This window comes from Geodermatophilus sp. SYSU D00710 (assembly GCF_054050195.1).
In genome coordinates this window covers 13,346-27,703 of the sequence record NZ_JBJGYX010000004.1, presented here as the reverse complement: position 1 = coordinate 27,703, position 14,358 = coordinate 13,346, and the positions used below count along the sequence as shown (strand labels likewise).

Here is a 14,358-nt window from a genome sequence, read left to right as displayed (position 1 = left end):
ATCAGGGATACTGGTCGGCCGAGCCCCGCGCCAGCGCCGTGCGGACGGCCGGAATGACCGGCCGGTCACCGGCGTTCGACCACCTGAACGGCCCAGACCCCGGAAGAGGCGACATGAAGCCCGGCATCCACCCCGACTACCACACCACCACGGTGACCTGTGGCTGCGGGAACACCTTCACCACCCGCAGCACGGCGCCCAACGGTCAGCTGACCGTCGAGACCTGCTCGGCCTGCCACCCGTTCTACACGGGCAAGCAGCGCATCCTCGACACCGGCGGCCGTGTGGCCCGCTTCGAGAAGCGCTTCGGCAAGCGCGGCGCGAACGCCGGCAAGTAGCACCCCCGACGGCGCCCGTCCCACCTCGCGTGGGGCGGGCGCCGTCGTCGTGTCCGCCCCCGTCCCCCCGGGCACCTCCGCGGAAGTGCCCGTCCCGTCCCGTCCGAGAGGTCCTGCGATGAGCAGTCCCACCGACGCCGCGCCCGACCGGCTGCGCGGGCTGCTCGAGGAGCACGCCGCGCTGGAGACCGAGCTGGCCGACCCCGCGGTGCACGCCGACGCCGGCCGCGCCCGGCGCCTGGGCCGCCGCTACGCCCAGCTCGCGCCCGTGGTCGAGACCGCCCGCGCGCTCGACACCGCCCGCGACGACCTCGACGCCGCCCGCGAGCTGGCCGCCGAGGACCCCTCCTTCGCCGAGGAGGCCCGCGGTCTCGAGACCCGCATCGACGGGCTCACCGACCGGCTGCGCGAGCTGCTGCTGCCGAAGGACCCCGACGACGACAAGGACGTCATCCTCGAGATCAAGGCGGGGGAGGGCGGCGCGGAGTCCGCGCTGTTCGCCGGCGACCTGCTGCGCATGTACCTGCGCTACGCCGAGCGCCGCGGCTGGGCCACCGAGGTCCTCGACGCCGTCCCCGCCGAGCTCGGCGGCTACAAGGACGTCTCGATCGCGGTGAAGTCCCGCGGTGACGAGGGCATCTGGTCCCGGCTCAAGTTCGAGGGCGGCGTCCACCGCGTGCAGCGGGTGCCGGTCACCGAGTCGCAGGGCCGCATCCACACCTCCGCCGTCGGCGTCCTGGTGCTGCCCGAGGCCGAGGAGGTCGACGTCACCGTCGACCCGAACGACCTGCGCATCGACGTCTTCCGCTCCTCGGGCCCCGGCGGGCAGAGCGTGAACACCACCGACTCCGCCGTCCGGATCACCCACCTGCCCACCGGGATCGTGGTCAGCTCGCAGAACGAGAAGAGCCAGCTGCAGAACCGCGAGTCGGCGCTGCGCGTGCTGCGCTCCCGGCTGCTGGCCGCCGCCCGCGAGGAGGCCGCGGCCACCGCCAGCGACCAGCGGCGCAGCCAGGTCCGCACGGTGGACCGCAGCGAGCGGGTGCGCACCTACAACTTCCCGGAGAGCCGGATCTCCGACCACCGGGTGGGCTTCAAGGCGCACAACCTCGACCAGGTCCTCGACGGCGAACTCGACCCGGTCATCGACGCGCTCACCCGCGCGCACACCGCCGAGCTCATGGCGGCCGGCTCCTGAACACCCGCACGCTGCTCGCCGGCGCCGCCCGCCGGCTGGCCGACGCCGGCGTCGACTCGCCGCGCGTGGACGCGGAGCTGCTGCTCGCGCACGTCCTCGGCCGCCCGCGGACGGCGCTGCTCACCCGCGACGACGTCGACGACGACGCCGCCGCCCGGTTCACCGCGCTGCTCGACCAGCGTGCCGCCCGCGTCCCGCTGCAGCACCTCACCGGCCGGGCGCCGTTCCGCCACCTCGAGCTCGCCGTCGGACCGGGCGTGTTCGTGCCGCGGCCGGAGACCGAGCAGCTCGTCGAGTGGGCGCTGGGGTGGCTGGCCGGCCTCGCCGAGCCGGTCGTCGTCGACCTGGGCAGCGGCTCGGGCGCCATCGCGCTGTCCCTCGCGCACGAGCACCCCGGCGCGCGGGTCACCGCCGTCGAGCGCGACCCGCAGGCGCTGGAGTGGACCCGGCACAACGCCGGCCTGCGCGCCGCGGGCGACCGGCCGGTCACCGTGCTCGCCGGCGACATGACCGACCCGGGTCTGCTGCGGGAGCTCGACGGCGTCGTCGACCTCGTCGTCTCCAACCCGCCCTACGTGCCCGACGGCGCCCGGGTGCCGCGCGAGGTCGCCGACCACGACCCGCCGCTGGCGCTGTGGGGCGGCCCCGACGGCCTCGACGTCGTCCGCGGGCTGCTGCGCACCGCGGCCCGGCTGCTGCGTCCCGGCGGCGCCCTGGGCATCGAGCACGCCGACCAGCAGGGGAGCGCGCTGCCCGCACTCGTCCGCGGCACCGGCGACTTCACCGACGTGGCCGACCACCCCGACCTGGCCGGCCGCCCGCGCTTCACCACCGCGGTCCGGGGTGGGGGAGACTGACCGCCCGTGGCCGACCTCTACGACTGCACCGACCCCGCCGAGCGCACGGCGGGCCTGGACGCCGCGGCGGCGGCGATCGCCCGCGGTGAGCTGGTCCTGCTGCCCACCGACACCGTCTACGGCGTCGGCGCCGACGCCTTCTCCCCGGCGGCGGTCGCCGGCCTGCTCGCGGCGAAGAACCGCGGCCGCGCGATGCCCGTCCCCGTGCTGATCGGGGAGGCCTCGACGCTGGCCGGGCTGACCTTGAGCGTCCCGGCGGCGGCGTCCCGGCTGGCCGAGGCGTTCTGGCCCGGCGGGCTGACCCTCGTCGTCGAGCACGCGCCCTCCCTGGCCTGGGACCTCGGCGACGCGGAGGGCACCGTCGCCGTCCGCCTCCCCGACGACGACGTCGCCCGGGATCTGCTGCGCCGCACCGGCCCGCTGGCCGTCTCCAGCGCCAACCGCTCGGGCCGCCCCGCCGCGACCACCGCCGAGGAGGCGGTCGCCCAGCTCGGCCCGCACGCCGCCGTCGTGCTGGACGGCGGACCGCGCACCGGCTCGGCGGCCAGCACGATCGTCGACTGCACCGGCCCGGTGCCGCGCGTGCTGCGGGTGGGCGCGGTCCCCGTCGAGCGGCTGCGCGAGGTCCTGCCCGACGTCACTGACTAGATGAAGGACCCCGTCCTCCCCACCCTTCGCAGGCTCAGGGCGGGCCCCGGGACGGGGCCCGTTCCCGTCCCTCATGTCCCGCTCCGGTTCCGGTGCGGGCGATACCGTGGGGAGACCGCCCTGCCGTCTCGCCCAGGGAGCACCGCCGCGATGAGCCCCTCCGCCGCGCGCCCGGCCCGGGTCCCGCGCGGGGCCGGGCGGGGCTGAGCCGTGCGCGAGTACGCCGTCGTCCTGCTGACGGCAGCCCTGGTCACCTTCCTGGCCACCCCGGTGGTGCGGGCGGCGGCGGTGCGGCTGCGGATGATGGCCGCGCCGCGCGAACGCGACGTGCACGTGATCCCCACCCCGCGCGGGGGAGGGGTGGCCATGTACCTCGGGGTGGCCGCCGCGGTGCTCGTCGCCACCCGGCTGCCCGCCCTGCAGCGCACCTTCGACGACTCGCAGACCGCCGCGGTGCTCGTCGCCGGCGGCCTGATCTGCCTGCTCGGCGTCCTCGACGACAAGTGGGGCCTCGACGCGCTCACCAAGCTGACCGGCCAGATCGCCGCGGCCGGCGTCATGGTGCTGCTCGGCGTCCAGCTGGCCTTCCTGTTCCTGCCGGTGGCCGACATCGGGACCCTCTCCTTCGGCCCGGACGTCGGTGTGCCGCTGACCATCCTGCTGACCGTCGTGACGGTCAACGCGCTCAACTTCATCGACGGCCTCGACGGGCTGGCCGCGGGCGTCTCGGCGATCGCCGCGCTGGCCTTCTTCGCCTACAGCTACAACCTCAGCATGGTCGGGTACGACGAGGTGGCCAGCGCCCCGGCACTGATCACCGCCGTGCTGGCCGGCGCGTGCCTGGGGTTCCTGCCGCACAACTTCAGCCCGGCCCGGATCTTCATGGGCGACTCCGGGTCGATGCTCGTGGGACTCATGCTCTCGGCGGCAGCCGTCAGCGCCACCGGCCGGGTCGACGCGCAGACCTTCGACTCCGCGGCCAGCCTGCTGCCGCTGGCGCTGCCGCTGCTGGTGCCGATCGCGGTCCTCTCGATCCCGTTCACCGACCTCGTGCTGGCCGTCGTCCGGCGGACCCGCCGCGGGCAGTCGCCCTTCTCACCCGACAAGATGCACCTGCACCACCGGCTGCTGGCCATCGGCCACTCGCACCGCCGCGCGGTGCTGACCATGTACTTCTGGGCGGCTCTCCTGTCCTTCGGCGCGGTGGCGCTCTCGATCACCGGCGGGACCGCGGAGCTGCTCGTCGTGATCGGAGTGCTGCTCGCCGTGGGTGTCGTCGTCGTCCTCAGCCCGCACACCCGGCGGGCGGCCCGGGAGGCCCGGGCGGCCGAGATCGCCGCCCAGCGCCGGCGCAGCCGCGCCGCGCACCCCACCGCCCGCGCCACCCGGAGCCGGCAGGGCCGGCCCGCCGGGCCGGAGAGCGCCCCGGTGCCGCCGTCACCGCAGGGGGCGACGGCGCCGCGCGCGGCCGGTGCCGGTCAGGGGCTCCGGTGACCGCGCCCCGCCCCGCCCCGGAGGTCCCCTGGGACCTGTCGTTCCTGCGCGTCGGCGCCCTGGTCACCGGCGCGGTCGCCGTCGTGGCCGCGGTGGTCGCCGGGCTGGTCGCCGGCTGGGCCGACGCCGCGGGTGTGCTCGTGGGCGCCGCTGTGGTGACGGCGTTCTTCGTCGCCTCCGGCGTCGTCGTCGCCTGGGCCGGCCGGATCAACGACACCTTCACGCTCCCCGCGGCGCTGGGGACCTTCTTCGTCAAGGCCGTGGTCCTGTTCGGCATCCTGAGCGCGCTCCCCGAGGACGGCTGGCTCGACCGGCTCACGATGGCCTGGGCGGTCATCGTGGGCGCTCTGCTGTGGAGCGTCGTCCAGCTGCGCTGGGTCTGGACCCGGCCGCTCTACTACGTCACCCCGCCCGCGCCGCCCGGTCGGGCGACCCTCCCCCCGGCACCGGACGGGCCCGCGACACGCGGCTGATAGTGTCCCGGCGATGGCCGAGGACGACCCCGTGCGCGGGGACCCCCGGCCTCGATCTGCGCGACCATCCGCTCCCCGGGGTAGTGGTGCCGAGACCGGCTACGCCGTCATCGGGACGATGATCTCCGGGATGGCCGTGTGGGGCGGGGCGGGATGGTTGCTCGACCGGTGGTTGGACACGCGGGTGTTCCTGCCGGTCGGGATCCTCCTCGGCATCTCGGCGGCCATCTACCTGGTCGTGAAACGGTACGGCGGGCTGCCACCGACACCCGGTGCACCCGAGAAGAGCGACACCCCGGGCGGACGACGGAGCCGGCCCAGGACGCAGAAGGGACAACGGTGACCTCCAGCGCCCTCGCGCTCGCAGACGTGCTCGCGGTCGAGGAGAGCAGCGGGGACGGTTTCCAGGCCCCCGGTCTCAGCGAGTTCTACCCGGAACCGATCGCCGAGTTCTCGGTGCTCGGCATCGACTTCGCCATCACCCGCATCACGCTGATCCTGTGGATCGCCACGCTGGCGATGCTGGTCTTCATGGTGGCGACTGTCCGCAGGCCGCAGATCGTCCCGGGCAAGCTGCAGTTCGTCGGCGAGAGCGGCTACTCGCTCGTTCGCGACGGCATCGCGCGCGACGTCGTCGGTCCCAGGGGCCTGCCGTTCGCCCCGTTCCTCGCGTCGCTGTTCTTCTTCATCCTCGCGAACAACCTGATGGCGATCATCCCGTTCGCGCAGATCTCGCCGATGTCGCTGTTCGCGTTCCCGCTGGTGCTCGCCGGCATCTGCTGGGTCCTCTACATCTACATCGGCATCCGCGAGCAGGGCGCCGGCCGCTACTTCAAGGACATCCTGTTCCTGCCGGGCGTGCCCAAGCCGATGTACGTCCTGGTCACGCCGATCGAGATCCTGCAGAACTTCGTCGTGCGGCCGTTCACCCTCGCGGTCCGGCTCTTCGCCAACATGTTCGCCGGCCACATGCTGCTGGTCGTCTTCTCGCTCGGCGCGGTCTACCTGTTCAGCCGGGACAACTTCTCGATCGTGTTCGGTCCCGTCTCCGCCCTCATGGCGATCGTGATGACGTTCTTCGAGCTGCTGGTCATCTTCCTGCAGGCCTACGTCTTCACCGTGCTGATGGGGACCTACCTCAACGGCTCGATCGAGGCCGAGCACTGACGGCCTGACCCGCACCACCCGGACCGCACCACCCGCACGACCCCCGCAAGCCGCCCGGCGGACACCGGGCGACGACACAGGAGGAACACCCCGTCATGGATCTTCTCGCTGAGCTGACCGGCAGCATCGGCTCCGTGGGCTACGGCCTCGCCGCCATCGGCCCGGGCATCGGCGTCGGCATCGTGTGGGCGGCCTACATCCAGGCCACCGCCCGGCAGCCCGAGTCGGCCGGTCTGACCCGTACCTACGCCTTCCTCGGGTTCGCCCTCTCCGAGGCGCTCGCGCTGATCGGCTTCGTCGTCCCCTTCGTCTTCGGCACCTGATCCGTAGCTCCAGGCACGGGTCACCGACTCAGACAGGGACACTGAGACCATGAGCATCCTCGCTGCGGAGAGTGCCAACCCGCTGCTGCCGCCGCTGGGTGAGATCATCATCGGCCTGATCGCCTTCGCGATCGTGCTGCTGGTCTTCTTCCGGTTCATCGCGCCGCGCTTCGAGCAGGTCTTCCGGGCCCGTCGCGAGGCCATCGAGGGCGGCATCGAGCGCGCCGAGGCCATGCAGGCCGAGGCCAAGGCCGCGCTCGAGCAGTACCGCGCCCAGTTGGCCGAGGCCCGGACCGAGGCCGCGCAGATCCGCGACCAGGCCCGTGCCGAGGGCCAGCAGATCCTCGAGGAGCTGCGGGCCCAGGCGCAGGAGGAGTCGGCGCGGATCGTCGCCCGCGGCGAGGAGCAGCTGGCCGCCAACCGCCAGTCGGTGGTCAACCAGCTGCGCGGTGAGCTCGGCGCGCTCGCCGTCGACCTGGCCGGCCGGGTGGTCGGCGAGTCCCTCGAGGAGGAGGCCCGCCGTCGCGGGACCGTCGACCGCTTCCTCGACCAGCTCGACGGCATGAGCGCCGGCGGCGCCCCCGACGGCCGGACCGGCAGCACCGTGTTCGTCCCCGGGTCGGACCGCTGATGGACGCCTCCAGCCGGGAGGCGCTCGCGGTCAGCCGGGAGCGCCTGGCGGCGACGACCCGCGGTGCCGCCGGCCCGGGACTGCTGGCCCTGGCCGAGGAGTTGTTCGCCGTCGCGCGGCTGCTCGACGGCCAGATCTCGCTGCGCCGCGCGCTGTCGGACGCGTCGGTGAAGCCGGTCGACCGGGCCGGCGTGACCCGCCGGATCCTCGGCGGCCGGGTCTCCGAGGCGACCGTCGACCTGGTCGAGACCGTCGCACGGCAGCGCTGGTCGCGGCCGCTCGACCTCGTCGAGGCCGTGGAGGTCCTCGCGACCGAGGCGGGGCTCGACGCCGCGGAGGCGCGCGGCGAGCTCGAGGGCGTCGAGGACGAGCTGTTCCGGTTCGGCCGGATCGTCGCCGGCGACCCGGAGCTGTCGCGCATCCTCTCCGACGACCGCGCGCCGGTCGCCGGCAAGACCGCGCTGCTCGACCGGCTGCTGTCGGGCCGGGTGAGCCCGGTCTCCGAGATGCTGCTGCGGAACTCGCTCACCGCGCGGCACGTGGGCAACGCGGAGAACCGGGTCGAGCGCCTCTCGGCGTCGGCATCGGCCCGCCGTGGCCGGTCGGTCGCCCACGTCACGACGGCGGTGCCGCTCACCACGGCGCAGGAGCAGCGGCTGCAGACCGTGCTCGGCCGGATCTACGGCCGCACCATGGGGCTGCAGGTGACCGTCGACCCGGCGGTGCTCGGCGGTCTCGTCGTCCGCGTCGGTGACGAGGTCATCGACGGCAGCATCGCCAACCGGCTCGAGGCCGCCGGCCGCCGGCTCACCGGCTGACCCGGCGCCCGCCCACCCAGATCACCAGACACCCCCAGCAGCAGCACCCCAGCAGGGAAGAGGACGCGACCCATGGCCGAGCTGACGATCTCCGCAGACGAGATCCGCAGTGCCATCCAGAACTACGTCACCGAGTTCTCCCCGGACGTCTCCCGGGAAGAGGTCGGGATCGTCACCGAGGCCGGCGACGGCATCGCCCGGGTCGAGGGCCTGCCCTCGGTCATGACCAACGAGCTGCTCGAGTTCGAGAGCGGCGTCCGCGGGCTGGCCCTGAACCTCGACGTGCGTGAGGTCGGTGTGGTCATCCTGGGTGACTTCGCCGGCATCGAGGAGGGCCAGCAGGTCCGCCGCACGGGCGAGGTCCTCTCCGTGCCGGTGGGCGACGGCTACCTCGGCCGCGTGGTCGACCCGCTGGGCAACCCGATCGACGGCGGCGGCCCGATCGCCACCACCGGCCGCCGTGCCCTCGAGCTGCAGGCGCCCACCGTGGTGCAGCGCCAGTCGGTGCACGAGCCGCTGCAGACCGGCATCAAGGCCATCGACGCGATGACCCCCATCGGCCGCGGCCAGCGCCAGCTGGTCATCGGCGACCGGCAGACCGGCAAGACCGCGATCGTCACCGACACGATCATCAACCAGAAGCAGGCCTGGGCCACCGGTGACCCGGCGCAGCAGGTGCGCTGCATCTACGTCGCGGTCGGCCAGAAGGGCTCGACGATCGCGGCGATCCGCGCCTCCCTCGAGGAGGCCGGCGCCATGGAGTACACGACCATCGTCGCCGCCCCGGCGTCGGAGTCGGCCGGCTTCAAGTACATCGCCCCCTACACCGGCTCGGCCATCGGCCAGCACTGGATGTACGAGGGCAAGCACGTCCTGATCGTGTTCGACGACCTGTCCAAGCAGGCCGAGGCCTACCGCGCCGTCTCGCTGCTGCTGCGCCGTCCGCCGGGCCGCGAGGCCTACCCCGGCGACGTCTTCTACCTCCACTCCCGGCTGCTGGAGCGCTGCGCCAAGCTCTCCGACGAGCTCGGCGCGGGGTCGATGACGGGGCTGCCGCTCATCGAGACCAAGGGCAACGACGTGTCGGCCTACATCCCGACCAACGTCATCTCGATCACCGACGGGCAGATCTTCCTCGAGACGGGTCTGTTCAACTCCGGTGTCCGCCCCGCCATCAACGTCGGCATCTCGGTGTCCCGGGTCGGCGGTTCGGCGCAGATCAAGGCGATGAAGTCCGTCGCCGGGCGACTGCGCCTCGACCTCGCCCAGTACCGCGAGCTCGAGGCCTTCGCCTCCTTCTCGTCGGACCTCGACGCCTCCAGCCGGGCCACCCTCGACCGCGGTCAGCGGCTCGTCGAGCTGCTCAAGCAGGGCCAGTACCAGCCCTACCCGGTCGAGCGCGAGGTCGTCTCGCTGTGGCTGGGCACCACCGGCAAGCTCGACCGCGTCCCGGTCGGCGACGTCCGGCGCTTCGAGTCGGAGTTCCTCGACTACGTGGGCCGCAGCGAGACCGGCGTCTTCGACGAGATCCGCACCTCGCGGGCCCTCGGGGACGACGCCGTCAACAGCCTCGAGCGTGCCGTCACGGCGTTCTACGGCCAGTTCACGACGTCGGACGGCAGCTCGCTGACCGGCGACGACGAGGGCGTCTCCACCGCCCAGGGCGGCGCCACCACCCAGGGCGGCGCCACCACCCAGGGCGGCGCCACCGCCCAGGGGGGCGCCACCGCCCAGGGCGCCTCGACGGCGAAGCGGGCCTGACGTGGCCGGTTCGCTCCGCGCGCTGCGGCGCCGGATCCGCTCCACCCAGTCGACGAAGAAGATCTTCTCGGCCCAGGAGCTGATCGCCGGCGCCCGCATCGTGCGCGCCCAGGCCCGGGTGGAGGCCTCCAAGCCCTACGCCCGCGAGATCACCCGCGTGCTGTCGGCGCTGGCGTCGTCGGCGTCGCTGGAGCACCCGCTGCTCAACGAGCGGACCGGCACCCGGCGGGCGGCGGTCCTGGTGGTCACCTCCGACCGCGGGTTCGCCGGCTCGTACAACGTGAACGTGCTGCGCCGCACCGAGGAGCTGCTCGGCACCCTGCGCCAGCAGGGCAAGGAGCCGGTGCTCTACGTCATCGGTCGCAAGGGGGAGACCTACTACTCCTTCCGCGACCGCCCGGTCGAGGAGACCTTCACCGGGTTCTCCGAGCAGCCGGCCTACTCCGACGCGCAGGAGGTCGGCCGGGCGCTGATCGACGTCTTCGCCCCCGGCGAGGACGCCGACCGCAGCGGGGCGGTGGACGAGGTGCACATCGTCTACACGGAGTTCGTGTCGCTGCTGAGCCAGGTGCCGGTCGCCCGGCGGCTGGCACCGGTCGACACCGAGGAGCTCCAGCGGGACGACGAGGACTCGGGGGACGGCACGGGCGTCGGTCCCTCCGGCGTGCCGACGTCCTACGAGTTCGAGCCCTCGGCCGACGCGCTGCTCGACTCGCTGCTGCCCAAGTACGTCACCACCCGCATCTACGCGGCCCTGCTCGAGGCGGCTGCCTCGGAGTCGGCGTCGCGCCGGCGGGCGATGAAGTCGGCCTCGGACAACGCCGAGGAGCTGGCCAAGAACCTCTCCCGCCAGGCCAACCAGGCCCGGCAGGCGGAGATCACCCAGGAGATCAGCGAGATCGTCGGCGGCGCCGACGCGCTGGTCAGCGCCGGCGCCGACGACTGACCCCCACCGTCCTCCGCCCCCACCGGGGGGCGGAGGACACTGGACTGCGAGACCACCGAGGCCCGAAGGGCAGGAGAGCACCCCCATGACCGTCACCGAGGACCGTCCGACCACCCAGACGACCGGCCGCGTCGTCCGGGTCACCGGCCCGGTCGTCGACGTCGAGTTCCCGCGCGACGCGATCCCGGACCTGTTCAACGCCCTGCACGTCGACGTCACCCTGGCCGACCTGGGCAAGACGCTGACCCTCGAGGTCGCCCAGCACCTGGGTGACAACGTGGTCCGCACCATCTCCATGCAGCCCACCGACGGCCTGGTCCGCGGTGCCGACGTCCGCGACACCGGGGCCCCGATCAGCGTCCCGGTCGGTGACGTCACCAAGGGCCACGTGTTCAACGCCCTCGGCGACTGCCTGGACGCCCCCGGTCACGGTGCCGACGCCCCGCACTGGTCGATCCACCGGCACGCGCCGCGCTTCGACCAGCTCGAGGGCCGCACCGAGCTGCTCGAGACCGGCATCAAGGTCATCGACCTGCTCACCCCGTACGTGGCCGGCGGGAAGATCGGCCTGTTCGGCGGTGCCGGCGTGGGCAAGACCGTGCTGATCCAGGAGATGATCCGCCGCGTCGCCCAGGAGTTCGGTGGCGTGTCGGTGTTCGCCGGCGTCGGCGAGCGCACCCGCGAGGGCAACGACCTCATCACCGAGATGACCGAGTCCGGCGTCATCGACTCGACCGCACTGGTGTTCGGTCAGATGGACGAGCCGCCGGGCACCCGGCTGCGGGTCGCCCTGTCGGCGCTGACGATGGCGGAGTACTTCCGCGACGAGCAGAACCAGGACGTGCTGCTCTTCATCGACAACATCTTCCGGTTCACCCAGGCCGGGTCCGAGGTCTCCACGCTGCTGGGCCGCATGCCCTCCGCCGTGGGTTACCAGCCGACCCTCGCCGACGAGATGGGCGAGCTGCAGGAGCGGATCACCTCGACGCGGGGTCACTCGATCACCTCGCTGCAGGCCATCTACGTGCCCGCCGACGACATCACCGACCCGGCGCCGCACACCACCTTCGCCCACCTCGACGCGACGACGGTGCTCTCCCGGCCGATCTCGGAGAAGGGCATCTACCCGGCCGTCGACCCGCTGGACTCCACCAGCCGGATCCTCGACCCGCAGTACGTCGGGCAGGAGCACTACCAGGTCGCCCAGACCGTCAAGCAGATCCTGCAGCGCTACCAGGAGCTGCAGGACATCATCGCGATCCTCGGCATCGACGAGCTCTCCGAGGAGGACAAGGTCACCGTGCAGCGCGCGCGGCGGATCGAGCGGTTCCTCTCGCAGAACATGTTCGTGGCCGAGGCCTTCACCGGTCAGCCCGGCTCCTTCGTGCCGCTGTCGGAGACCCTCGAGGCCTTCAAGGCGCTCACCGAGGGCAACTACGACCACGTGCCCGAGCAGGCCTTCTTCATGTGCGGTGGCCTCGAGGACCTCGAGCGCAACGCCGAGAAGCTCAAGCGCGGCTGAGCAAGGACCACCCTTCTCCCCACGCCTCGCAGGCTCGGCGCGGGGCCCTGAAGGGTGGCCGTTCCAGCACGTCACCACGCAGGACGGCCGGGCACCCCGCGCGGGGGTGCCCGGCCGTCGCGTTCTCCCAGGTCCGCGGGGTGCCGGGAGGACGGCACCGTTACCCATCCGAGACCTGCGCGGGCCGTTCCGCGTGCGTGCGCCTACGCAGCGTCGGGACCGGCCAGGAAGTGCCCCATCCGGTGGTTCGCAACGGGTGAACCGTGGGCACGGCCCTGGCGGATGCACCCTCAAGCGCGGGAGCCTCTCTGCCGATCGAGCAGATGGCGCCCGGAGGGACCGGTCGCGCAGCGCGGGAGAGACGATGGACTGGCTGGACGGGGCGAGCACCCAGAGCGCGGTGGCCGGGCCCACGGTGTGTACACCCGATCCCGGGTGGACCTGGCCGCCGTCGGCTCCCGTCTCGCACGTGACCGACATCCGGTACGACACCGAGGAGTGGGCACCGGCCTCCACGGTCCGCCACCCGTGGGTGCGCGTGGGGCGCTGGACGCTCCTCTACCGCCGGGCCGCCTGACCCAGACCTGCAGGTCGCCACACTCGCGGCGGGACCCCGAGAAGGGGCCGGGATCACGCGGCTAGAGTGGGCAGGTCCGTCGCCGTGCCCGCCCGGCCGGCGTCCCAGCACCGCAGCGTCGGTGGACCCGGAGGAGTGTCGTGGCGACCCTGCAGGTCGAGTTGGTGGCCGTCGAGCGGACGATCTGGTCCGGCGAGGCAAGCATGGTCATCGCCCGCACCACCGAGGGCGAGATCGGTGTGCTGCCCGGTCACGCCCCGCTGCTCGGCGAGCTGGCGCCCGGCGGCGTCGTCACCATCCGCAGCGCCGACGGCCAGGACGTCGTCGCCGCTGCCCACGGCGGTTTCCTGTCGGTGACCCCGCAGGGGGTGTCCATCCTCGCGGAGAACGCCGAGATCAGCTCCGAGATCGACGTCGAGCGCGCCCGCGCGGCGCTGAGCCGCGCCGAGCAGGCGGGCGACGACCCCGACGCCCTGGCCGCCGCGCGCCGGGCCCAGTCCCGCCTGCGGGCCGCCGGCCAGGCCGTCTGACCCCACCGGACCGAGCCCGCACCGCCCGCCGGTGACCACCGCCCTCCTGCTCCTCGCCGCGGCGCTGGTCGTCGCCCTGGTGGTCGGGTTCCTGCTGCGCCGCCGCCTGCTCCTGATGGGCCTGGGCGCGGTCCCCATGTGGCTGCGCCCGCTGGGCAGCTCCCGCTGGTCGGTGGGGGTCGCCTGGTACGGCGGGGACGCGCTGCTCTGGTACCGCGCGCTGTCGCTGTCGGTGCGCCCGCAGCAGCGGCTGTGCCGGACCGAGTTCCGCGTGGCCGGCCGCCGCGCCGCCGGCCGGGACGACGTCGCCCTGCCCGACGACGCCGTCGTCCTCACCTGCGAGACCGGCAGCGGGCCCCGGGAGCTGGCCATGGACCCCTCGACGGTGACCGGCTTCCTGTCCTGGGTGGAGTCGGCCCCGCCGGTCCACTAGCCGCGGGCGGTCCGCTGGGCGTGCACGCCGCTGTGCGCGCCGGGCTCCCAGAGCACGTCGCCGTCCGGGTTGGCCTCGCGGGCGAGGATGAACAGCAGGTCCGAGAGCCGGTTGAGGTAGCGCGCCGTCTCGGGGTTGGTCCGCTCGCCGTCGGCGGCCACCACCGCCCAGACGCTGCGCTCGGCCCGCCGCACCACCACCCGCGCCTGGTGCAGCAGCGCCGCGAGGGCGGTGCCGCCGGGCAGCACGAAGCTGGTCAGCGCCGGCAGCGCCTCGTTGTGCGCGTCGCAGGCCGCCTCCAGCCGCTCGGTGTAGGCGGCGGTCACCCGCAGCGGCGGGTGAGCGGGGTCCGGGACGACCGGGGTCGAGAGGTCGGCGCCGACGTCGAACAGGTCGTTCTGCACGCTGCGCAGCAGCTCGACCAGTTCCGGCGACGGCGACCCCAGTGCCAGCGCCACGCCGAGCACGCTGTTGGCCTCGTCGACGTCGGCGTAGGCGACCAGTCGTGGGTCGGTCTTCGCGACCCGGCTCATGTCGCCCAGGTGCGTCTGGCCGGCGTCACCGGTCTTCGTGTAGATGCGGGTGAGCCGGACCGTCATGGCGACCGAGCCTAGGCGGTGGGCGGAGGCGGGTCGCACGCCC

General features: G+C 73.4%; 17 protein-coding genes. 16 read left to right on the top strand and 1 reads right to left on the bottom strand.

Going from position 1 to position 14,358, the window contains the following annotated elements:
- Positions 1-113: 113 nt before the first annotated feature.
- The 16 genes from rpmE to ACI78U_RS02655 all read left to right on the top strand — a co-directional run bounded on the left by rpmE (position 114) and on the right by ACI78U_RS02655 (position 13,716).
- Complete coding sequence (rpmE, locus tag ACI78U_RS02730) at positions 114-338, top strand: 50S ribosomal protein L31 (protein WP_456873755.1); 225 nt, start codon at positions 114-116, stop codon at positions 336-338.
- Positions 339-456: 118 nt separating this feature from the next.
- Positions 457-1,536, top strand: coding sequence for a peptide chain release factor 1 (prfA, locus tag ACI78U_RS02725; RefSeq protein ID WP_456873754.1), 1,080 nt, complete (start codon positions 457-459; stop codon positions 1,534-1,536).
- Complete coding sequence (prmC, locus tag ACI78U_RS02720) at positions 1,533-2,393, top strand: peptide chain release factor N(5)-glutamine methyltransferase (RefSeq protein ID WP_456873860.1); 861 nt, start codon at positions 1,533-1,535, stop codon at positions 2,391-2,393. The genes prfA and prmC overlap by 4 nt, the downstream gene beginning before the upstream one ends.
- Positions 2,394-2,399: 6 nt before the next feature.
- A complete protein-coding gene (locus ACI78U_RS02715; RefSeq protein ID WP_456873753.1) occupies positions 2,400-3,041 on the top strand; it encodes an L-threonylcarbamoyladenylate synthase in 642 nt (213 codons plus the stop codon).
- A 210-nt stretch (positions 3,042-3,251) separates the two neighbouring features.
- Positions 3,252-4,535: a glycosyltransferase family 4 protein gene (locus tag ACI78U_RS02710; RefSeq protein WP_456873752.1), complete on the top strand. Its 1,284-nt coding sequence runs from the start codon at positions 3,252-3,254 to the stop codon at positions 4,533-4,535.
- Positions 4,532-5,008, top strand: a complete 477-nt coding sequence (locus tag ACI78U_RS02705) for a hypothetical protein (RefSeq protein WP_456873751.1) — start codon at positions 4,532-4,534, stop codon at positions 5,006-5,008. Before ACI78U_RS02710 ends, ACI78U_RS02705 begins: the two co-directional genes overlap by 4 nt.
- A 13-nt stretch (positions 5,009-5,021) precedes the next feature.
- Positions 5,022-5,351 carry an AtpZ/AtpI family protein gene (locus tag ACI78U_RS02700; RefSeq protein WP_456873750.1) on the top strand — a complete coding sequence of 110 codons (330 nt, stop codon included), beginning with the start codon at positions 5,022-5,024 and terminating at the stop codon, positions 5,349-5,351.
- On the top strand, positions 5,348-6,175 hold the full coding sequence (gene atpB / locus ACI78U_RS02695) for a F0F1 ATP synthase subunit A (protein WP_456873749.1): 828 nt from the start codon (positions 5,348-5,350) through the stop codon (positions 6,173-6,175). The genes ACI78U_RS02700 and atpB overlap by 4 nt, the downstream gene beginning before the upstream one ends.
- Before the next feature lie 95 nt (positions 6,176-6,270).
- Positions 6,271-6,498 (top strand): ATP synthase F0 subunit C, encoded by a 228-nt coding sequence (gene atpE, locus ACI78U_RS02690; RefSeq protein ID WP_029432783.1) that lies wholly within the window; start codon positions 6,271-6,273, stop codon positions 6,496-6,498.
- 49 nt (positions 6,499-6,547) lie between these two features.
- Positions 6,548-7,129 (top strand): F0F1 ATP synthase subunit B, encoded by a 582-nt coding sequence (locus ACI78U_RS02685; RefSeq protein WP_456873748.1) that lies wholly within the window; start codon positions 6,548-6,550, stop codon positions 7,127-7,129.
- Complete coding sequence (locus tag ACI78U_RS02680) at positions 7,129-7,947, top strand: F0F1 ATP synthase subunit delta (RefSeq protein WP_456873747.1); 819 nt, start codon at positions 7,129-7,131, stop codon at positions 7,945-7,947. Before ACI78U_RS02685 ends, ACI78U_RS02680 begins: the two co-directional genes overlap by 1 nt.
- 72 nt (positions 7,948-8,019) lie before the next feature.
- A complete protein-coding gene (gene atpA, locus ACI78U_RS02675) occupies positions 8,020-9,708 on the top strand; it encodes a F0F1 ATP synthase subunit alpha (protein WP_456873746.1) in 1,689 nt (562 codons plus the stop codon).
- Position 9,709: 1 nt separating this feature from the next.
- A complete protein-coding gene (locus ACI78U_RS02670) occupies positions 9,710-10,654 on the top strand; it encodes a F0F1 ATP synthase subunit gamma (RefSeq protein WP_456873745.1) in 945 nt (314 codons plus the stop codon).
- An 85-nt stretch (positions 10,655-10,739) separates the two neighbouring features.
- Positions 10,740-12,176 (top strand): F0F1 ATP synthase subunit beta, encoded by a 1,437-nt coding sequence (gene atpD / locus ACI78U_RS02665; protein WP_456873744.1) that lies wholly within the window; start codon positions 10,740-10,742, stop codon positions 12,174-12,176.
- 717 nt (positions 12,177-12,893) lie between these two features.
- Complete coding sequence (locus tag ACI78U_RS02660) at positions 12,894-13,283, top strand: F0F1 ATP synthase subunit epsilon (RefSeq protein ID WP_456873743.1); 390 nt, start codon at positions 12,894-12,896, stop codon at positions 13,281-13,283.
- A gap of 31 nt (positions 13,284-13,314) precedes the next feature.
- Positions 13,315-13,716, top strand: coding sequence for a DUF2550 domain-containing protein (locus ACI78U_RS02655; protein WP_456873742.1), 402 nt, complete (start codon positions 13,315-13,317; stop codon positions 13,714-13,716).
- Here the strand turns inward: ACI78U_RS02655 and ACI78U_RS02650 are convergent.
- Positions 13,713-14,315: a cob(I)yrinic acid a,c-diamide adenosyltransferase gene (locus ACI78U_RS02650; RefSeq protein ID WP_456873741.1), complete on the bottom strand. Its 603-nt coding sequence runs from the start codon at positions 14,313-14,315 to the stop codon at positions 13,713-13,715. The two genes, ACI78U_RS02655 and ACI78U_RS02650, sit on opposite strands and share 4 nt — an antisense overlap.
- Positions 14,316-14,358 lie beyond the last annotated feature (43 nt).